This window comes from Ruegeria lacuscaerulensis, assembly GCF_013031245.1.
GTDB lineage: Bacteria > Pseudomonadota > Alphaproteobacteria > Rhodobacterales > Rhodobacteraceae > Ruegeria > Ruegeria lacuscaerulensis_C.
On record NZ_WPZL01000013.1, the window covers coordinates 69,182 to 87,849 of the forward strand.

Below are 18,668 nucleotides of genomic sequence, written 5' to 3' on the forward strand. Positions count from 1 at the left end.
AGACCGGACATGAATATAGACAAGAAGATCACCGATGATCTGGTCGCAAACGATATCTCGTTTGTAACCACTGTGCCGTGCAAGCAACTGGCCGGGGTCATAGATGAAATCGACAAGCGTGATGGCATTTACCACATCCCCTCGAACAAAGAGGATGAGGGCATGGGCCTGTGTGCCGGGGCCTGGATGGGGGGCAAGCGCCCGGCGATCATCATGCAGAACACCGCCATTGGGGTGACCATTAACACGCTGGCGACGCTGATCCAGTATTACCGGATGCCGTTGCCCATGCTGATCTCGTACCGGGGCGAATTGCGCGAACCCATCGCCTGTCAGGTCGAAATGGCCGTGCACACCAAGGCCTTGCTGGCTCAGCTGAACATCCCAACTTACCATTTCCACCATCAAGCGGATGTCGCAGAGCTGGACGCGATTCTGAAATACACCTTCATGTGCAACAAGCCGGTCGCCATCCTGACCGACGCTAATTTCTGGGGAGGCTACGGCGACCAATGATCCGTTCTGAAATCCTGAAAGAAATCGCCCCGATCCTGCGTGATCAACTGGTTGTCTGCAACATCGGCATCCCCAGTCAGGAACTACACGCTATCGACGACCAGCCAAGCAATTTCTACATGCTGGGTACCATGGGTCTGGCCTCGTCCATCGGTCTGGGACTGGCCCTGTCGCAACCAAAGCCTGTGATCGTGATTGACGGGGATGGCTCGGTTCTGACCAATCTGGGCACGCTGCCAACCATCGCCAACAACGTGGCCGACAATTACATTTTGCTGATTGTCGATAACGGCTCATACGGCTCGACCGGAGATCAGCCCACATATGCGGGGCAGAAGACCTCGCTGGCAAAGATGGCCGAAGCCGCCGGGTGTGACCGCGTGGTTGAGTGCCAGGCCGAGGAGACCGGGCGCGTGCTGCAAGAGGCGCTGGACGCCAGACAGATGACCGTCATTGTCAGCAAATGCGAAAGCGGCAATGCCAAGATGCCGCCGATCACCATGGACCCGGTGGTGATCCGTGACAGGTTCATGAAGGCTGTTCAGGCCTGATGGGATCACCCGCCATTCACTGTGCAGAGGACGCTCGCCGAATTGCACGGCGGCGTCTGCCGTGGATGGTGTTCGACTATATTGACGGGGCTGCCGGGGCCGAGATCGGAGCCGCGCGCAATCGGTTGGCGCTGGATGCAATGACCCTTCGCCCGCGTGTTTTACGGGACGTGAGTGAAAGGTCTCTGGCAACCGAATTGTTTGGCAAGCCGACGCGGCGCCCCTTTGGCATTGCACCGATGGGCATGTGCAACCTGTCCGCGCCGGGGGCCGATCTGATGTTGGCACAGATGGCGGCGCGATATTCAGTACCACTGGGTGTCTCCACCGTTGCGTCGACCCCGATGGAGCAACTTATTGAAGTTGCTGAAGGCAACGCGTGGTTTCAACTATATTTCAGCGGAGATGGGTCGGGGACGTTCAGGCTGGTCGATCGTGCGCAATCCGCCGGTTATGAAACGCTGGTGCTGACCGTGGATGTGCCCGAGGTCGGGCGGCGCCCGAGAGAACTTCGCCATGGGTTCAAAATGCCCTTTCGAATTGGTCCGCGTCAATTCTTGGATTTTGCGCTACACCCCCGGTGGTCGCTTTCTACATTGTTGAGCGGAAAGCCCCAAATGGCCAACTTTCTGACGGACGGGTATCAGTTCGACCGCACGGAAAGCCGGGCAAGGGCGACGTGGGACACACTGGCCCGTCTGCGCGACCAGTGGAGCGGTAAGCTGGTCGTAAAAGGCGTTCTGGACCCCGAGGACGCTTTGGCTGCGAAGTCGACCGGGGCGGACGCGGTACAGGTCTCCAGTCACGGCGCGCGGCAGTTGGACAGCGCCCCGGCGGCGTTTGAAGCACTTCAGAACATACGCGCAGCCGTGGGTGAGGATTATCCGGTTTTCTACGACAGCGGGCTTCGGTCGGGCGAAGACGCTGTCAAAGCCCTGATCGCGGGTGCAGACTTCGTGTTCTATGGCAGGGTCATGCAGTTTGCCATGGCCGCAGCAGGCGAAAAGGGTCTGCGGCAACTTTGGGACGTTTTGAGCGACGAATTCAGCGTCACGATGGCTCAGATCGGTGTGACATCAATCAGTAAACTGAAAACCTGATCGTCCGCAGTGGCTGGGTATTTCACCGCGGCCTTTCCAGCAATTGACCAAACCCCTGGATCGGCTCTTTCAGGTTCAGCAGATGCATAGCCTGAAAGAGCATAGCCTGGTTTGAACTGATTACGGGTTTGCCAACCGCAATTTCCAAACGGGCCAGCGTTTCGACGCTGCGCATATCGGTGCAGGATAGGACAAGCACATCCGCTTTGGGATGATCGGCCGCAAGGCCAAGTTGGAAAACGGCGTCCGGGTCCAGCGCCCCCTGACCTGTATTGTCTAGCGTTTGAGTGACTTCGGACCGTTGAACTGTTTCAAATCCCAATTCATCGAGAAACCCAATCGCCATATTGTTGATCGCGGGGACATAAGGCGAGGCAAACCCGATGCGTTTTGCCCCAAGCGTGGTCAAAGCGTGCACCAGCGCCCCGGCTGCGGTCACCGTCTTTGCCCCGCTTTCCGCGCTGATCCGCGTGGCCAGTTCGCGATCGAATTGGGGGCCATGGGTTAGCGTGGCCGAAGTGCATCCGTACAAGACAACATCCGGCTTTGCCCCCAACAACAGACGGAGCGACTCGTCAAGATCGGCGGCCCCCAGGCCATGCATCTGCGATTCATCGGGGATTTCGTCCTCGTCATACCCGCCCATCCGCGCAACGTGCAGCGAAATGCCGGCCGGGCACATCAGCGCCAGATCGGGCTCAAGGTTGGTGTTGGTGAAGGGGACCAGTACGCCGAACCGTGCGCGTCCTCTCGAGGTGTTCATGCCCGATACTCCTCTTTCCAACGCATCAGACTGCCTATGGCCGTGTTCATCGCTTCAGGGTCCGCTATGGTCATGCGCAACGTGTGCGGTAGACCCGCGCCGCCTTGGGGTCGCAAGAACACGCCGTCTGCTCGCAGCGCTGTGTCTGCGCTTTGCGCGGCCTCGGGACTGCCCATGTTCAATAGCAGAAAGTTGGTAAAACTCGGATAAGGGTCGAGCCCTGCTTTTCTTAGGTGAGCCGCTGTCTGATCTCGCAGAGTAGCCGTCATCGCGCATGTTTCGCGCATATAGGCGTCGTCCCGAACTGCCGCTGCGGCCGCGATCTGAGAGCTTGCCGGGATATTGTTCGGGTTCATGACCTTGCGCAGTTCCTGTGCAATGGCTGGCGGGAACAGCCCCCACCCAACACGAAAACCGGCCATACCGTAAGCCTTGGAGAATGTGCGCAATATCACCGTGTTTCCGCCCTGAACCAGATCGAAACATCGCTCGCCCAGATGGTCGGCGAACTCGCCATAGGCTTCGTCGACCACCAGCAGGATATCCTGGCGAAGACCTTGGCGCAGACGGAGGATTTCCGATTTTGGGATGCGTGTACCGGTCGGATTTCCGGGGTTTGCGACAAGAACAAGTCCGGTATCCGGTCGAACCGCCTCAAGCAGGGCGTCGACGCTGACGACGGCGTCAATTTCCTCGGCCGTATCAAACCGGGCGTCGGCAACCTGCGCTGCGGTCCGAAAAAAAGGATAGGCATGCCCAGGCGCAAAGACAGCGCGCGCTGGTCCTGAAAAAACGCGCGCAAGACAGGCAATCAGATCTAGCGATCCGCTGCCGCACAAGATGCCTCCCGCATCAATCCCATGCAGATCTGCCAATGCATGGCGCAGGTCCGTCCAATCCGGGTCGGGGTAGAGCATCGACGTTCCCAATGTCGTCGCTGCGGCCTCAAGCGCTGTGGGGCTGGGCGGGCGCAGGCTTTCATTCTGGGACAGCGAGATCAGAGTTTTGCCGCCTGGCGCGTTGAGTTGAGCCAGAGCGTATGGCGACATGCGCGCAATATGAGGATGAGCGTAGGTCATATCTTCTTCCCGTACAGGCTTTGGGCTGCATCGCTGCTAACGAGGCCAGAGCGGATGTCGTTGTGCACAGCCTCAGGCGATCGTTCATCCGGAAGGCCGAAACCGCCGCCACCCGGTGTTTCAAAGATCAGAGTTTCACCGGATCTGATCCGAACTTCTCCTTTTCCGGGCAAGCTGCGGTCTCCGGGTTGGACCGTGATACGGCCGGGCGCGCCGTCCTGCCCGCCATCGCGGCCCTGTGCGGGGTTTTTGATCCTCTCCACAGACAGGAACAACATCAGGTCCTGATCTTTCGATGCGCTCAGTTCGATGTGCTGCCCCAAACCACCGCGGAACCTGCCCGCGCCGCCGGAGTCGGTTTTCAATTCACGACGATGAAACAGCACTGGCGCCACGGCCTCGGTGGTTTCGACCTGACTGCCCCAGACACCGCTGGGAAAGGCGGTGGCAGACAGGCCGTCCAGCCTTGGGCGGGCCCCAGTGCCGCCGTTGAAGACAAGCTCAAGCGCAAACAGGTCATCACCCCTGTCAACGGCTTCGGGAGCGTGGCGCAGGGGCAGGTCGTACATGCAGGATGCCCCTTCGGCCGGGACCTTGTCGGGCAAAGCCTGAGACAGGCAGCCGTAAACCAGATCAGGCGTCATCTGCCCCAGCGTATGCCGCATCGCGACCGGCGCAGGTGATTGCGCATTCAGGATACAGCCCTCGGGACCGGTCACCCGAAACGGGTCGAGCGATCCCGCATTATTGGGGATATCCGCCCCGATGATGCAGCGCAGCGCAAAGACCGAGTAAGCCGTTGCATAGTTCAGCGGGACGTTGATCCCCTTGCCGACGCAGGCTGCGGTACCGTCGAAATCCAGCAAAAGATGGTCTTCGGCAATCGTGAGGGCGGCGTGTAGTTCAATCTCCTCATCATAGCCATCGACTTTCAGCACATGGTGCCAGGTTCCTTTGGGCAGGTCGGCGATGGCTTCCAGAGTTCCCCGTCTGGACGTCTGGATGATGTAGTCGGACAGCGCATGCAGGTCGGTGATGCCGAATTCCTGCATCATCTGGGTCAGCCGGAGGGACCCGGCCTCGCAGCAGGCGATCAGGGCGTATATGTCGCCTTCATTGCCAATCGGCTCGCGCGAGTTGGCTTTCACGATCTCAAGCAGCAGCGCGTTAACTTCACCCTTACTGACCAGCTTGCAGGGAGGGATCAGCAGCCCTTCGTCGTAAATGTCCGACCCTTCCGGCCCCATACCCAGACCTCCAAGATCAACCAGATGCGAGGTGCAGGCCGTATATCCGATGACGGTGCCGCGATAGAACACGGGCATCATCAGCAGAAAGTCATTCAGGTGCCCTGAGGCGATCCATGGATCGTTGGTCATGTAGATATCACCGGGCTCCATTTCGCTTTGGGCGAACTGGGCGCTGAGAGTTTTAGCCGCTTCAGCCATGGTGTTGATATGGCCGGGTGTGCCGGTCACCGCCTGCGTCAGCATTCGGCCCTGTGCATCAAATATCCCGGCCGAGATATCCCCGCATTCCCGCACGATCGGGCTGAAAGCCGCGCGGATCAGCGCTTGGCCCTGTTCCTCAACGACGGCCAACAGCCTGTTCCACATCACCTGCAGACGTGTATCTGATTGGATCATTTCTGGGCCTCCTCGTGACGTGTCAGCCAGATGTTGCCCTGACCATCCACGGCGGCGCTGAAATCGGCACTGACGAATGTTGTTGTTTGGGCCTCGACAATCAGGGCCGGGCCGTTGACGGTTGCCCCCGGGGGCAGGTCGGGGCGGTTGAACACGCCGGCCGCACGCCATTCTCCGCTCACGTCACATAGGATTTCGCGTCTTCCAGTTGGTACAGCGGGATGCGAATTCTGGGTTTCGGATTGAGGAGCTTGCGCGGGCGCATGGGAGTACACGGACATTCCCCAATTCAGGACCTCAATGGTCATGTCCGGAACAATACGGCTGAACTGTCGGCTGTATTCCGTTTCAAATGCTGCTTTCAAAGCGCCGATTTCCGAGGTGGTCAGCTCCCGGTCAGGCAAGCGAATTTCGATCTCGTGGCCCTGACCATGATACCGCATATAGGCCACCCGGCGTTGCAGCAGTGGGCCATCGGGTGCACCAGCCCGAACGACCTGTTCCGCTTCGGCCTGCATCGACGCGAAGAACTGGTTCAGGCCGTCGATGTCCAGGGTATCCAGCTGAGCATAACGTGACCGGATAACCTCATACGACACGGGGGCAAACAGGAACCCGACCGCCGAGCCTACGCCCGGGTCACGTGGGATCAGAACCCGCCGCATCTGGGCGCGCCGCGCGACACGTGTGGCATGCAGCGGGCCGTTGCCGCCGAACGCGATCATTACCCTGTTGCTCAGGTCCTTGCCGGATTCGACGGCGTGCATCCGGCCTGCGCTGGCCATGCTTTCGTCGACAATTTCACTGACAGCAAACGCGGCCTGATCGGACTGCAGGCCCAGCGGCCCTCCTATATCCTTGGCCAAGGCCCGTTGCGCGGCGTCCGGGTCGACCTGAAGTCGCCCCTCGGCAAACCGGCCCGGTTCAATCAAGCCCAGTGTCAGGTCAGAGTCGGTGACGGTGGGCTTGTCGCCGCCCTTGCCAAAGGCGGCAGGACCGGGGTCGGACCCCGCACTGTGTGGGCCAACCTGAAGGCGGCCAAGGCGATCAACGCTGGCGATCGAGCCGCCACCAGCGCCGATTTCGATCATTTCGATAACCGGGATACGGACAGGCATGCCCGAGCCCCTGATGTACCTTTCAGCCCTTGAGATTTCGAATTTTCTTGCGGTTTGCGGGCGAAAGTCATCGATCAGACACAACTTGGCGGTTGTGCCACCCATGTCGAAGGACAGGACGTTCTTTTCGCCGGTTGCCTCAGCAATGCGCGCGGCAAGTACGGCCCCTCCGGCAGGGCCGGATTCGACCAGCCGGATCGGAAGTCGGGAGGCGGTTTCAAGTGTGGTCATACCACCACCTGCTGTCATCATCAGGATCGGGCAGGCCAAACCCAGCTGCCGAAACCGCGCTTCAAAATCCTGTAGATATCCGGCCATGAGAGGTTGCACATAGGCATTCGCTATCGTGGTGCACAGCCGGTCGAATTCGCGGGCTTCGGGGCTGACCTCGTGGCTCAGCGATATGACCAGATCGGGCATGTGCCGGGTCAGCAGGTCTCGCAGCTTCAGTTCATGCGCCGGGTTGGCATAGGAATGCAGCAGACAGACGGCAACGGCCTCGACTTCTAACGCCTTTAGCTCGGCGACAAGCAGCGCGATGCCCGTTTCATCCAGTGCTTCCAGTTCTTGCCCATTTGCATCCATGCGCCCGCCGATGGTCAGCGAGTGGGTGCGCGGAACGATCAGATCGGGTTTGACCAGATCAATTGCATATTGGCTGTAGCGGCGTTCATAAGCGATTTCGAGGATGTCGCGAAAACCTCGCGTGGTTATGGTCGCCGTTGCCGCGCCCCGACGCTCGATTAGGGCGTTGGTGGCCAGTGTCGTTCCGTGAATGAACCCGCTTACCTTCTGCCAGTCTGTGCCAGCGGTTTCCAGAACGTGCGTCGCGCCCGCCAAAGCGCCAAGGGCAGGGCGTTTTGCGGTCGTCGGCGTTTTGGTGGTCGCCACGATCTGAGAGTCACGATTCAGAAGGACGGTATCGGTGAACGTGCCACCGATGTCGATTGCCATGCGCAATCCATCTGTCTGGGTCATTGGGGTATCAGCCTGAGAAAGTGGAACAAACCCGAAGGCGGGTCAGGTGAAGACGGTCAGTTCCCTGCCGGACAAGCGACCAGATCACACCCGGTATCGCGGCGCATCATCGGTTGTCGAAGACTGACTCTCACAACTTCGGTTCCTGTCGTTTGGCTACATCAGACATTGGGCGAGAGCCAGGCCCGTCGTCAATACATCTTTCTCGCGCACCCAGATTTGGTTCCATTCCGGTATTGTGATATGACGTCGGGTAAGGCGCATCCCGCACTGAGATTTTTGAGTTTCTGTCAAAAGGGGGGTAAGTCATGAAATTCAGCTACATTGCGCAAAGTATCCTAATCGGCACAGGCCTGGCATTGATGGGAATGTCACCGGCGCTGGCTCAGAACCGTGAGGAAAGCCAGGGAATGGTGCTGCTGCGCGGACTTCCAACATTGGATACCAGCCACAGTATCGCGATCGTCGAACTGGACCCGGAATCCGACCGGTTTGGCGAAATCCTCAGTGAGGTTGAACAGCCTGACATGGAGCACCCGCTGCACCATCTGTACTACAGTCCGAATGGTCGGCTGTATTCGACCGGGCTCGATCCGTCCTGCAGCCTGGCCGAGATCGGGCTGTCCCGTGATTCCAGCGGCGCGCCTGTGATTTCGGGTATCACCTGCCTCGACACGCAGGGGCAGATGGTCGGTGAAGATATCATGTGGGCCACCTCTAACGGTCAGGAGTACATGTTCGTGACCTTCATGGGCGGCGTCGGTGGCGATGACGGCGGCACTGTTGGCGTTTTCGACCCGCAGACGAATGAAATCGTCAAAGTCATCGAGGCACGGAAAAGTCAGGTGGGTGAGGGTGAGCCCTATATCATGTACCCGCACGGCATTTCCGCCTTTGAGGACCGTATGGTCGTGACTTCGACCGTGCATCCTGATCTGACCACCGGGGTCGGGAATATGCTGACGATCATTGATCTGAACACGCTGGAACCCATTGAAAACATTGTGGTCGAAAAGGAAAAACCGTTGAACTTCCCGTCCTCGCCAGTTGAGGTCCTGTTCGTCCGGCCCACCATGCATCCCGAAATCGAGCCAGCCATTCTGGCGAATACGATGTTCGGTTTCGAAACCTGGAAGGTGCCGTACGATGCCGACTCAAAATCCTTTGGTGAGGCCGAGGTGATCTACAGTGGCGTGGCAAACGAAACCGCGGTGCCATTGGAGTTCTATGGCAGTGAAGACGAACTGTTTATCTCTCATGCGCTTCCAGGCGTGGTGAAGCGCTATGAGCTGGCGGCGCTGCCGGAACTCGTGTCCAGCGGGCCGGACATTGTGGCCGATCCGGGTGCGCATCACATGATCTTCTTCACCTCGGCTTCGGGCCGGGACCTGATCGCCATTCAGAACAACTTGCTGAATCTGGGCAACAGCGCCGATGAGGATCCGACGGATGTGGATTTCATTGCTGATCTCAACGCGCATACGATCTCGGTGCATGACCTTGAGACCGGTGAACGCATCGCCACGATCGACTTCAAAGAGCGTTACAATAAGGGGGTGGATAACGTCGAAGGGCTGTTCGGCTCGGGCTTTGTTCACCACCATTAACGGCCCGAGGGCGTTATGCGCCGGGTGTTGTTATCCCTGACCGCCGCCGCAATCGTTGCGGTGGCGGGCTGGGTGCTCTGGGAACGTGCCCGCGCACCGGTGGCGACACCGATTGCAGATTTTTCGGCACCATTTGTCTTCGGGCGATTTTCCGTCCCGCCCGACAACCCGCTGACCGAAGAATCCTTCATCCTTGGTCGGCATCTTTTCTATGACCCAATGCTGTCGGGCAACAATGAAGTGTCCTGTGCAACATGCCACGTACAGGCACTGGCCTTCACCGACGGACGGGCAAAATCACCGACTCTGTCCGGGGGCGAGCTGGATTTCAGTTCGATGAGCCTGGCCAACCTTCTTTGGGGGCAGGAGAGGTTTTTCTGGGACGGGCGCGCTGCATCATTGGAGGAACAGGCGCTGTTGCCGATCCAGCACCCGGACGAGATGGGTCAGAACTTGGACAACTTGATCGCCGAGTTGCAAGCCTCGGGTATATATCGAAAGATGTTTCGCAGGGCCTATGGGAGTGTCTCTGCGGAAAACACTGCCAAGGCTTTGGCCACGTTCATGCGAATGCTGATCTCGTCCGAGTCGAAATATGACAAGTACCTGCGGGGCGAGGTCCGGCTGACTGCGCAAGAGGAACATGGGCGCAAACTGTTTATGGCGCATCCGGACACCAAGGTTTCCCTGCGGGGCGGCAATTGCATCGACTGCCACAGTCAGTTTCTGACGTCGGGGTTTCGGGATGCTTTGGACGGGTTTTCCAACAACGGTCTGGACCCGGACGAAGCCCTGCCGCCCGGTCTGATGGCCGTGACAGGAAACCCGGCGCATAAGGGGTTCTTCAAGGTGCCGACGCTGCGCAACATCGCCGTGACTGCGCCTTATATGCATGACGGCCGGTTTGAAACGCTCGAAGACGTCATGGATCACTACAATGACGGCATAGTTGTCAGCGACACGCTTAGCCCGCTGATCCTTGAGGCCGACAATGCGCCGGACAATGGGCAAGGCACGGTCGGGTTGCGCATGACGCCTGAGGAAATGCAGGCCATAATCGCCTTTCTCCACACGCTGACGGATGAGGCATTTCTGACGAACCCCAATTTTTCCGACCCATTTCACGGAGATACCTGATGCGACAGTTATTAGGATTCATGGCTGTTTTGATTGTGATCACTGTCGGTTGGCTGGCGCTGGGCCCCAGGCAAAACAGCAGTACATCGGTTAAACTGACATTCCACGCCGTCATGGGGGGCGAGCCCCTGGTTTACGATCAGTTCGTCTATTCCAACCCGGGTGGCGAGGGCACGTTCAGGATACGTGATTTCAGGTTTTACCTGAGTAACCTGTCACTGCGAGGCGGAGACGATACCTTTGCCGAACCAGACAGTTACCATCTTCTGCGGTTCGACAATGCGGACAAAACGCATTCAATCAGCCTGACGGATGTACCCCTGCGCACAGTCGAAACTGTCAGGTTTTTGATTGGTGTCGACCCCGAGGCCAACAGTTCGATTGAAGCGCGCGGTGATCTGGACCCCAACAGCCAGATGGCGTGGAACTGGGAGGTAGGATACAAATTTGTGGTCTTCGAAGGCGGTCTTCAGATCGGGGAAGATGTAACACCGCTTGTCTATCACGTTGGGTTCTCTGAAAACGCCCGTGAGGTCGTATTCACGCTGCCACCGGACATTTTGGCGGACGGAGGCGAAGAGGTTCATCTGAACGTGGACGTGGGGGGGCTGTTCGAAGGCACGACGCAGATCAACATGGAGGCGCTGTCTTCAGTCAAGTTCAACCGTGTGGACGCTGAGGCGCTGGCCAACAATTATTCCACCATGATTGCCCCAGCCTTTTGAGTTCCGTTTCAGCCCGCCCTTACAGGCGGATTGTTGATGGCAATTAGGAATTATTTTGAAAGCTTGGTTTGGTGAGTGTAAGCTTCAAGCATAAAATATTTTGACTTGAAGGGATCGTAGACCCGGTTTAGCTTTTCAGGTGCGTAAACTGATTGGGGGAGGGTCTTGATGCGCGTTGCACGCTGCAACTGCATAAGGTGACAGGCAGGGAGTGTAGCCAATCCCCTATGTAGCGAGACGCGATCAAACCAGGCGCCTGACCGACCAAGAAGCAGAAATGGCAGGTAAAGTATGAGTCACGTAGTCATATCAGGCGGGGGCACCGGCGTTGGTGCAGCAATTGCGCAGAGCTTTGCCAGAAGCGGTGCCAATGTCACCATACTGGGCCGGACCAAGACCAATTTGCAGCAACAGGGATTGCCCTATGAAGTCTGCGACGTAACCGACGCGGCACAGGTGCAGGCCGCTTTCAAGTCAGCTCGAGCGGCGCGCGGGCCTGTCGCGGCCGTCATCGCAAATGCGGGCGCGGCGACATCGATCCCGTTTCGAAAAATGACGGCGGATGATCTGCGGGCCATGACTGAGGTAAACCTCGTCGGAGTCTTCAACGTCTGGCAGGCCGGGCTGGCGGATATGCAGACAGCAGGTTCAGGACGTCTGATCGCCATTGCCTCGATCGCGGGTTTGAAAGGGGGCGCCTATATTTCGGGCTATTGCGCCGCCAAACATGGCGTCGTGGGTCTGACCCGTGCCCTGGCGGTGGAACTGGCCCAGACCGGGATCACGGTGAATGCCGTTTGCCCCGGCTATGTGGACACACCGATGCTGGATCGTTCCATCGCAAACATCGTCGAAAAGACGGGGATGAGCGAAGAGGAGGCAGCAGCCACGCTGTTCAAGAGCAATCCCCAGCGCCGTTTTATCGAAACTGAGGAGGTCGCTGGCACAGTGATGTGGCTGTGCTCGGACTCGGCCAAATCGGTCAATGGCCACGCTCTCAGCATGTCCGGTGGCGAGGTTTGACCCCGCGCCTTGCACAGGCACCGCTTGAGGAAGCCTCGAATGAGCGGCCACACCCCTGGCGACTGCTCATGACAACGCGCCGTATCCAAGCGCAGCTGCGGGAGAATTTTCGCAACGAATTCGACACGACCTTGCCGCGGTTCGACCTGTTGGCCGCCCTTTCGCGTTTTGAGGGCGGCCTGAATATGAGTGAGATTTCGGGTGTCCTGCGGGCGTCCAATGGCAATGTGACCGGCATCGTGGACCAGTCGGCTGATGAAGGCATGCTGGTGTGTGTACCAGAGCCCGGCGACCGCCGGCCACATCGCGTGCGGCGGCCTGTCGGGCAAATACCTCTCGACGAAGGGGCGCGATTGGTGATTGTTTGATCCACAGAATAGACAACAAAAAGTTTTGCCTCGTCAGGGACGTAGACCGAACGCCGACGAAAATGACATAAGTTGCTTACAAAAGAACAACGAAGGGAGATGAAGATGAAAGAGTTTCTAGCGGCCGCGGCGGTTTCAGCGCTGTGCGCGACCGGGGCGATGGCCGAAGTCAAGGTTGGGATGATCACCACTCTTTCAGGTGGCGGAGCCGGGTTGGGCATCGATGTGCGCGACGGATTCATGCTGGCCATTGCACAGTCGGGCCGCGATGACATTGAGGTCGTGATCGAGGATGATCAGCGCAAGCCGGATATCGCAGTGCAGTTGTCCGACAAGATGATCCAGTCCGAGCGGGTCGATGTGATGACCGGTATCATCTGGTCCAACCTTGCCATGGCAGTTGTGCCTGCGGCGGTGAATCAGAACGTGTTTTATCTGTCGCCCAACGCGGGTCCTTCACCCTTGGCCGGGAAAGGCTGTCACAAGAACTATTTCAACGTTGCCTGGCAGAATGACAACTTGCACGAGGCCGCCGGGGCCTATGCCAACGGTGCGGGCTACAAAAACAGTTTCATCATGGCGCCGAATTACCCGGCGGGCGTTGACGCGCTGACCGGTTACAAGCGGTTTTTTGAGGGCGACCTGGCGGGTGAAGTTTACACAGAGCTTGGCCAGACCGACTATGCCGCTGAAATCGCCCAGATCCGGGCGAGTGATGCGGACAGCGTGTTTTTCTTCCTTCCGGGCGGCATGGGGATTTCATTTCTGAAGCAATATGCCGACAGCGGTATCGACCTTCCTGTCGTTGGCCCTGCCTTCAGCTTTGATCAGGGTATCCTGCAGGCGGTCGGTGATGCGGCGCTGGGCGTGGTAAACACCTCGCAGTGGAACAAAGACATCGACAATGCGGCCAACGCGGCATTTGTCGAGAGTTTTCAGGCTGAATACGGTCGTCTGCCTTCGCTTTACGCAAGCCAGGGGTTCGATACCGCGAACCTGCTGTTGTCCGCGCTCGACAAGGCCGACCCGTCGAATGGCGACGCTTTCCGCGAGGCGCTGCGGGCTGCCGAGTTCGACAGTACCCGAGGGGATTTCAGCTTTGGTTCGAACCACCACCCGGTCCAGACGATCTATGCGCGCGAAGTGATCAAAGAAGGTGACGTCTTCACCAACAAGATCATCGGCGTCGCGCTTGAAAATCACTCGGACGCCTACGCGGCTGAGTGCAAGATGTAATTGACCTACTGCCCGCCCCCTTTAGCGGGGCGGGCAGATCACCGGAGTTTCCATGTCCTCGATCCTGATTATCGAGCAGATCCTGAACGGGCTGCAGTTCGGTGTCATGCTGTTTCTGATGGCGGCTGGCCTCACGCTGATTTTCGGAGTGATGGGTCTGATTAATCTGGCCCATGGCTCGCTCTATATGGTGGGTGCCTTCGCCGCCGCTGCCGTCGCCGGCGCGACTGGCTCGTTTCTGTTGGCATTGGTCGCCGCATTGGCAGCCGCTGCCCTGGCCGGGGCAATTGTCGAGATGGCCGTTATCCGGAGGCTGTACAAAGCGCCGCATCTGGATCAGGTTCTGGCGACCTTTGCGCTGATCCTGATCTTTTCTGAAGGCACCCGCTGGGTCTTTGGATCTTTCCCGTTGTTTCTGGACATTCCTGATGCGTTGTCCGGCCCAGTTACGCTGCCGGGAGGGATAGAATACCCGCTCTATCGACTGACACTGATCGGAATTGGGCTGGCCGTGGCCGTTGGGCTGTGGGCGCTGATTGAGCGTACCCGTCTGGGCATTCAGATCCGGGCCGGAGAAAACGACCGCGAAATGATCGCGGCGCTGGGGGTCGATATCTCGAAACTTTACACGCTGGTCTTCGCCCTCGGCGCGGCGCTGGCCGGACTTGCCGGAGCGCTGGTTGGGGCGATCCAATCGGTTCAGGTGGGTATGGGAGAACCGGTTTTGATCCTGGCCTTCGTGGTCATCGTCATTGGCGGCATCGGCTCGGTGCGCGGCGCTTTCATCGGCGCGCTGCTGGTGGGCCTGACGGACACCCTTGGTGGTGTATTTCTGCCCGAGTTGTTCAAGCTGTTCATGGACACTGGCGCGGCGCAGAAAAGCGGCGCGGCGCTGGCCTCGATGGGTATCTATGTGCTGATGGGGATGGTGCTGATCTGGCGGCCCACCGGCCTGTTTGGGGCACGTGCATGAGGCTGGACGAGAAGTACCTCAATGGATTGTTGATCGCGGGCCTGCTGGCGCTGCCGCTTTGGGCGCTGGTGATGGATCAGCCCTTTACCATCACGCTGGTGACGCGGGCTGTGATCCTTGCTCTGGCGGCGGTCGGTCTGAACATCATCCTTGGAATTGGCGGTATGGTCAGTTTTGGGCATGCGGTGTTCTTTGGGATCGGCGGTTATGCGATGGGCATCCTAGCCTATCATGCGCAGACCTACACGGCGCTTGATCTGGGGTTTTTCACTACGGACGGCACTAAATCCATGCCGGTGATCTGGCTGATGGCTATGGTTACCTCGGGCATCGTGGCGTTTTTCATCGGGCTTTTGTCTCTGCGCACGTCCGGTGTTTACTTTATCATGATTACGCTCGCCTTCGGGCAGATGTTTTTCTATTTCGCCATCTCCTGGGCGCAGTACGGAGGTGAGGACGGGCTATCGATCTATGTCCGCAACGATTTCCCCGGACTGAACACGCTGATGCCGATTCAGTTCTACGCCATCTGTTTCACGCTGCTTTGCGCAGTGTTGTTTTTGTTTGCGCGGCTGCAGGCCTCGCCCTTCGGGCTGGCTCTGAACGCCGCGCGCCAGACGGCGACGCGGGTCGAGACCGTGGGCCTGAACCCGATGCGGCTTAAGCTGCTGGCGTTTGTCCTTTCGGGCGCGGTCACCGGGCTGGCCGGGGCGCTGTTCGCGGACCTGAACCGCTTTGTCTCGCCCACGATGTTCAGCTGGCAATTGTCGGGTGAGCTGATCGTGCTGATCATTATCGGTGGGGTCGGGCGTCTGATGGGTCCGGTGATCGGGGCCTGCGTCTTTGTGGCGCTTGAGCATTTTCTGGGCGACCTTACCGAATTCTGGCACGTTTATCTGGGCGTGATCTTGTTGTGCATCGTTTTGTTCGGTCGTGGCGGGCTGATTGGTCTGCTGACCGGGAAGGAGGGCGCGCATGTCTGATCCCGTTCTCGCCACGCTGAACCTGAACAAGAGCTTTGGTGCACTGAAGGCCACTGATGATGTCTCCATTGACCTGAAACCTGGCGAAATTCACGCTATCATCGGCCCCAACGGCGCAGGAAAGTCGACGCTGATCAAACAGATTTGCGGGGGGCTGAAACCCGATTCCGGGCGCGTCACGCTGTGTGGGCAGGACGTCTCGGACCAAAGTACGCAGGTTAGGGCGCAGGCCGGGCTGGGACGCACGTTTCAGATTTCCGAACTTTGTATGGAAGATACCGTTTTGGAAAACGCCGTACTGGGCGCGATGGGTGCAGAGAATCTGTCGTGGCGGTTCTGGCGACCGGCCCTGAAACGACCTGAGTTGCGTGACAGGGCCGAGGTCGCGCTGGAACGTGTGGGTCTGAGCGACGAGCGGGACACGCGCTGCGCCAACCTAAGCCACGGTCAGCGGCGCCAGCTTGAGGTTGCGGTGGCCTTGACACTCTCGCCACGGGCCTTCGTCATGGATGAACCGATGGCAGGTCTTGGTGCCGGAGGATCAAAACGGTTGACCGGGTTCCTTGACGGTCTGCGTGAAGAAGCGCCTATCCTGTTGGTCGAACATGACATGGATGCCGTGTTTACCCTGGCCGACCGGATCAGCGTGCTGGTCTATGGCAAGGTGATCGCCACCGGCACCGCGGACGAAATCCGTACCAGCCCAGAAGTGCGCGACGCTTATCTGGGGGATGAGGCATGAGCCTTCTTCAGATCGAAAACCTTACGGCCACCTACGGCGTCAGCCAAGCGCTGTTCGGTGTTGATCTTGAAATGACTCAGGGCGAAGTGACCGCCCTGATGGGCCGAAACGGCATGGGCAAATCGACGACAGTCAAGGCCATTTGCCGGATGATCCGTTCCGAGGGTACGTTGACTCTGGACGGTCAGGATCTGCACGACCTGCCCAGTCACAAGGTTGCCCGAAAAGGTGTTGGCCTTGTGCCGGAAGGGCGGCGCTGTTTTGCCGATCTGACCGTACGCGAAAACCTGATCGCGGCGGCGCGCCCGGGTAACTGGACGCTGCGACGCATAACAGAGCTGTTCCCCCGGCTGGGAGAGCGGCAGGAACAACGGGCGGCTTCCCTTTCTGGAGGGGAGCAACAAATGCTGGCCATTGGCCGGGCTCTGATGACCAACCCTCGTCTGCTGATATTGGATGAGGCCACCGAGGGCCTTGCCCCAATTGTCAGGCAGGAAATCTGGGCGGCTTTGCATCGCCTGAAGCAAGAGACAAATGTGGCGATCCTGCTGATAGACAAGTCGCTGAAGGAACTGGCAACGGTCTCGGACAGGGCCGTCATCCTTGAACGTGGCCGCACTGTCTGGTCCGGTGCGATGGCAGAGCTGAGCCATGACATCACAGAGAAATACGTGGGGGTCTGATGCCGTTCGAGTTTCACCAAAAAGTACTTTTCAAACATTGCGACCCCGCCGGGATCGTTTTCTTTCCGCGCTATTTTGAGATGATCAATGATTGTGTCGAGGCGTTCTTTGATCAGGGATTGAACGCTCCGTTCCATGATCTGCATCGTGTTGGTGCCGTCCCAACCGCGCAGATCCAGACCCAGTTCCCGGCCCCCAGTCGCCATGGCGACCATTTGATTTTTCGACTGGAGATCCGGAAAATCGGCCGCAGTTCGGCGGATTACACCGTAACCGCCCGTTGCGGGGATGAAATGCGGCTGACGGCCTCCGCGACTCTCGTCCATGTTGGCGCAAATGGCCGGCCCGAGGCCTGGCCGGACGATATTCGCGGCAAATTAGAGACCTTCAGGGGTGAGGCGTTATGAGCGGCGGGTCCATCGCCCAAAGGGAACAGCCGCTGCGGAAAAACGCTGAAATTGTTGAGGCCGCAGATGGCAGGGCCAGCGATGTGGTCCCGCTAATCTGGTTTGCCTCGGACAAAAGCGCATATCCTGCCAAATAGGTCCAGGTTGGGGCTGCAATCCACGAGGATTTTGGAAAGCACTTCCCCGCAATGTCGATTATCATCGACGCAAATCTGGTCGAAGATAAAACGGTTATCGAAATCCAAGCTAAAACCGATATGTGGCGCCAAACATCGGCCCGGACTGAGTGAACTTGTAATCACTGCCGTTAATCTCGTGATCAAACGAGATGTATCGGTATCCGCCGCGCAACATCCATCTGTCGTTGATAATGTAGTCTGCCGTTAGCAGAACTTGCCAGGTCTGGCTGCCGCTACGGAATCCGCCGTAGTCCACATAGGCTGTGCCGGTCCATCTATCAGCTAACGTGAACCGCGCTCTTGCACCGACGATCGGATCGAACCAACTGTCATCTGCTGTGTTGGTGCGACCAGGCATTGTCCCCGGTGTCAGGGTGAATTCAGTTTCGGTGCTGTACCATCTGAAACCACCTGTCAGATCCACTGCAACCGAAGAATCCTGTCGCACACGGTATCCCAATGCTGCCGTCAGAAACTGGGTCTTTACCGATACGTCCAAATCCGCGTTGGCAGGTCCGGGGGCGGCATTGCTGAAGGACAGGTTTGTATAATTATAATCGGCCAGTACACTCCAACGCCCGTTCGTGGCGGCAATTGCGCCCATGAATGCGAAGTCCAGATTTTCTAAAGCATCCGAAAAGCTGAGGGTGCCGTCCACTGTTCCTCTGGGTGTGTCAAAGCTTGTCTCGGTCTCGGGCATGAACAGGTAAATAGAGGCCTCATAAGACCAATCCGACTGCTGAGCTGCAGCCGTCGTCGCCGCAGATGCGAGGAGAGCCACACCGAACGCTGTGCATTTCAATTGCCGTTTCCAACCCATTCTGTCCCTCCCTAGGATCGAATAATTTTAAACT

General features: G+C 58.4%; 19 protein-coding genes. 14 read left to right on the forward strand and 5 right to left on the reverse strand.

Translation table 11 applies throughout. The annotated features are described in order from the left end of the window. Nucleotides 1–9 precede the first annotated feature (9 nt). Genes comD through GOX66_RS15545 form a run of 3 tightly spaced genes read left to right on the forward strand, consistent with a single transcriptional unit; the run spans nt 10 to nt 2,167 of the window. Nucleotides 10–516, forward strand: a complete 507-nt coding sequence (gene comD, locus GOX66_RS15535) for a sulfopyruvate decarboxylase subunit alpha (RefSeq protein WP_170763647.1) — start codon at nt 10–12, stop codon at nt 514–516. Continuing rightward, the gene (gene comE, locus GOX66_RS15540) at nt 513–1,067 is read left to right on the forward strand and encodes a sulfopyruvate decarboxylase subunit beta (RefSeq protein WP_170763648.1); all 555 of its coding nucleotides are present in this window, start codon (nt 513–515) and stop codon (nt 1,065–1,067) included. Before comD ends, comE begins: the two co-directional genes overlap by 4 nt. Further along, nucleotides 1,067–2,167 (forward strand): alpha-hydroxy acid oxidase, encoded by a 1,101-nt coding sequence (locus GOX66_RS15545; RefSeq protein WP_170763649.1) that lies wholly within the window; start codon nt 1,067–1,069, stop codon nt 2,165–2,167. The genes comE and GOX66_RS15545 overlap by 1 nt, the downstream gene beginning before the upstream one ends. Before the next feature lie 22 nt (nt 2,168–2,189). Here GOX66_RS15545 and GOX66_RS15550 read toward each other — a convergent pair whose 3' ends face one another. The 4 genes from GOX66_RS15550 to GOX66_RS15565 are packed head-to-tail and all read right to left on the reverse strand — an operon-like array spanning nt 2,190 to nt 7,751. Next, on the reverse strand, nt 2,190–2,930 hold the full coding sequence (locus tag GOX66_RS15550) for a maleate cis-trans isomerase family protein (RefSeq protein WP_170763650.1): 741 nt from the start codon (nt 2,928–2,930) through the stop codon (nt 2,190–2,192). Next, nucleotides 2,927–4,009 carry a pyridoxal phosphate-dependent aminotransferase gene (locus tag GOX66_RS15555; RefSeq protein ID WP_214652670.1) on the reverse strand — a complete coding sequence of 361 codons (1,083 nt, stop codon included), beginning with the start codon at nt 4,007–4,009 and terminating at the stop codon, nt 2,927–2,929. Before GOX66_RS15555 ends, GOX66_RS15550 begins: the two co-directional genes overlap by 4 nt. Continuing rightward, a complete protein-coding gene (locus GOX66_RS15560; RefSeq protein WP_170763651.1) occupies nt 4,006–5,655 on the reverse strand; it encodes a hydantoinase B/oxoprolinase family protein in 1,650 nt (549 codons plus the stop codon). The genes GOX66_RS15555 and GOX66_RS15560 overlap by 4 nt, the downstream gene beginning before the upstream one ends. After that, nucleotides 5,652–7,751, reverse strand: coding sequence for a hydantoinase/oxoprolinase family protein (locus GOX66_RS15565; RefSeq protein WP_170763652.1), 2,100 nt, complete (start codon nt 7,749–7,751; stop codon nt 5,652–5,654). The genes GOX66_RS15560 and GOX66_RS15565 overlap by 4 nt, the downstream gene beginning before the upstream one ends. A gap of 308 nt (nt 7,752–8,059) precedes the next feature. On the opposite strand from GOX66_RS15565, the gene GOX66_RS15570 reads away from it, so the two are divergent. From GOX66_RS15570 to GOX66_RS15620, 11 genes are all read left to right on the forward strand, one after another. Next, nucleotides 8,060–9,358 carry a hypothetical protein gene (locus GOX66_RS15570; protein WP_170763653.1) on the forward strand — a complete coding sequence of 433 codons (1,299 nt, stop codon included), beginning with the start codon at nt 8,060–8,062 and terminating at the stop codon, nt 9,356–9,358. Nucleotides 9,359–9,373: 15 nt separating this feature from the next. Continuing rightward, entirely contained in the window at nt 9,374–10,495 is a 1,122-nt protein-coding gene (locus tag GOX66_RS15575; protein ID WP_170763654.1) for a cytochrome-c peroxidase, read from the forward strand. Then, complete coding sequence (locus GOX66_RS15580; RefSeq protein ID WP_170763655.1) at nt 10,495–11,220, forward strand: MbnP family protein; 726 nt, start codon at nt 10,495–10,497, stop codon at nt 11,218–11,220. The genes GOX66_RS15575 and GOX66_RS15580 overlap by 1 nt, the downstream gene beginning before the upstream one ends. Before the next feature lie 291 nt (nt 11,221–11,511). Beyond that, complete coding sequence (locus GOX66_RS15585) at nt 11,512–12,243, forward strand: SDR family NAD(P)-dependent oxidoreductase (RefSeq protein ID WP_170763656.1); 732 nt, start codon at nt 11,512–11,514, stop codon at nt 12,241–12,243. Further along, the gene (locus GOX66_RS15590; RefSeq protein ID WP_170763657.1) at nt 12,240–12,611 is read left to right on the forward strand and encodes a helix-turn-helix domain-containing protein; all 372 of its coding nucleotides are present in this window, start codon (nt 12,240–12,242) and stop codon (nt 12,609–12,611) included. Before GOX66_RS15585 ends, GOX66_RS15590 begins: the two co-directional genes overlap by 4 nt. Nucleotides 12,612–12,716: 105 nt before the next feature. Continuing rightward, nucleotides 12,717–13,847 (forward strand): ABC transporter substrate-binding protein, encoded by a 1,131-nt coding sequence (locus GOX66_RS15595; protein WP_237212629.1) that lies wholly within the window; start codon nt 12,717–12,719, stop codon nt 13,845–13,847. A gap of 52 nt (nt 13,848–13,899) precedes the next feature. After that, nucleotides 13,900–14,820: a branched-chain amino acid ABC transporter permease gene (locus GOX66_RS15600; RefSeq protein WP_170763659.1), complete on the forward strand. Its 921-nt coding sequence runs from the start codon at nt 13,900–13,902 to the stop codon at nt 14,818–14,820. After that, nucleotides 14,817–15,803 carry a branched-chain amino acid ABC transporter permease gene (locus GOX66_RS15605; RefSeq protein WP_170763660.1) on the forward strand — a complete coding sequence of 329 codons (987 nt, stop codon included), beginning with the start codon at nt 14,817–14,819 and terminating at the stop codon, nt 15,801–15,803. The genes GOX66_RS15600 and GOX66_RS15605 overlap by 4 nt, the downstream gene beginning before the upstream one ends. After that, the gene (locus GOX66_RS15610) at nt 15,796–16,545 is read left to right on the forward strand and encodes an ABC transporter ATP-binding protein (RefSeq protein WP_170763661.1); all 750 of its coding nucleotides are present in this window, start codon (nt 15,796–15,798) and stop codon (nt 16,543–16,545) included. Before GOX66_RS15605 ends, GOX66_RS15610 begins: the two co-directional genes overlap by 8 nt. Beyond that, the gene (locus GOX66_RS15615) at nt 16,542–17,228 is read left to right on the forward strand and encodes an ABC transporter ATP-binding protein (RefSeq protein ID WP_170763662.1); all 687 of its coding nucleotides are present in this window, start codon (nt 16,542–16,544) and stop codon (nt 17,226–17,228) included. The genes GOX66_RS15610 and GOX66_RS15615 overlap by 4 nt, the downstream gene beginning before the upstream one ends. Then, entirely contained in the window at nt 17,228–17,635 is a 408-nt protein-coding gene (locus tag GOX66_RS15620; protein ID WP_170763663.1) for an acyl-CoA thioesterase, read from the forward strand. Before GOX66_RS15615 ends, GOX66_RS15620 begins: the two co-directional genes overlap by 1 nt. Before the next feature lie 246 nt (nt 17,636–17,881). Here the strand turns inward: GOX66_RS15620 and GOX66_RS15625 are convergent, their stop codons facing one another. Continuing rightward, entirely contained in the window at nt 17,882–18,634 is a 753-nt protein-coding gene (locus GOX66_RS15625; protein WP_170763664.1) for a porin family protein, read from the reverse strand. Nucleotides 18,635–18,668: the final 34 nt, after the last annotated feature.

Excerpts from the sequence above, each read along its gene's own strand:
- GOX66_RS15560 (WP_170763651.1), bottom strand. The coding sequence starts at position 5,655 with ATGATCCAATCAGATACACGTCTGCAGGTGATGTGGAACAGGCTGTTG.
- GOX66_RS15565 (WP_170763652.1), bottom strand. The coding sequence starts at position 7,751 with ATGACCCAGACAGATGGATTGCGCATGGCAATCGACATCGGTGGCACG.
- GOX66_RS15570 (WP_170763653.1), top strand. The coding sequence starts at position 8,060 with ATGAAATTCAGCTACATTGCGCAAAGTATCCTAATCGGCACAGGCCTG.
- GOX66_RS15595 (WP_237212629.1), top strand. The coding sequence starts at position 12,717 with ATGAAAGAGTTTCTAGCGGCCGCGGCGGTTTCAGCGCTGTGCGCGACC.
- GOX66_RS15610 (WP_170763661.1), top strand. The coding sequence starts at position 15,796 with ATGTCTGATCCCGTTCTCGCCACGCTGAACCTGAACAAGAGCTTTGGT.
- GOX66_RS15600 (WP_170763659.1), top strand. The coding sequence starts at position 13,900 with ATGTCCTCGATCCTGATTATCGAGCAGATCCTGAACGGGCTGCAGTTC.
- GOX66_RS15550 (WP_170763650.1), bottom strand. The coding sequence starts at position 2,930 with ATGAACACCTCGAGAGGACGCGCACGGTTCGGCGTACTGGTCCCCTTC.
- GOX66_RS15615 (WP_170763662.1), top strand. The coding sequence starts at position 16,542 with ATGAGCCTTCTTCAGATCGAAAACCTTACGGCCACCTACGGCGTCAGC.
- GOX66_RS15605 (WP_170763660.1), top strand. The coding sequence starts at position 14,817 with ATGAGGCTGGACGAGAAGTACCTCAATGGATTGTTGATCGCGGGCCTG.
- comE (WP_170763648.1), top strand. The coding sequence starts at position 513 with ATGATCCGTTCTGAAATCCTGAAAGAAATCGCCCCGATCCTGCGTGAT.
- comD (WP_170763647.1), top strand. The coding sequence starts at position 10 with ATGAATATAGACAAGAAGATCACCGATGATCTGGTCGCAAACGATATC.
- GOX66_RS15620 (WP_170763663.1), top strand. The coding sequence starts at position 17,228 with ATGCCGTTCGAGTTTCACCAAAAAGTACTTTTCAAACATTGCGACCCC.
- GOX66_RS15545 (WP_170763649.1), top strand. The coding sequence starts at position 1,067 with ATGGGATCACCCGCCATTCACTGTGCAGAGGACGCTCGCCGAATTGCA.
- GOX66_RS15575 (WP_170763654.1), top strand. The coding sequence starts at position 9,374 with ATGCGCCGGGTGTTGTTATCCCTGACCGCCGCCGCAATCGTTGCGGTG.
- GOX66_RS15585 (WP_170763656.1), top strand. The coding sequence starts at position 11,512 with ATGAGTCACGTAGTCATATCAGGCGGGGGCACCGGCGTTGGTGCAGCA.
- GOX66_RS15625 (WP_170763664.1), bottom strand. The coding sequence starts at position 18,634 with ATGGGTTGGAAACGGCAATTGAAATGCACAGCGTTCGGTGTGGCTCTC.
- GOX66_RS15555 (WP_214652670.1), bottom strand. The coding sequence starts at position 4,009 with ATGACCTACGCTCATCCTCATATTGCGCGCATGTCGCCATACGCTCTG.
- GOX66_RS15580 (WP_170763655.1), top strand. The coding sequence starts at position 10,495 with ATGCGACAGTTATTAGGATTCATGGCTGTTTTGATTGTGATCACTGTC.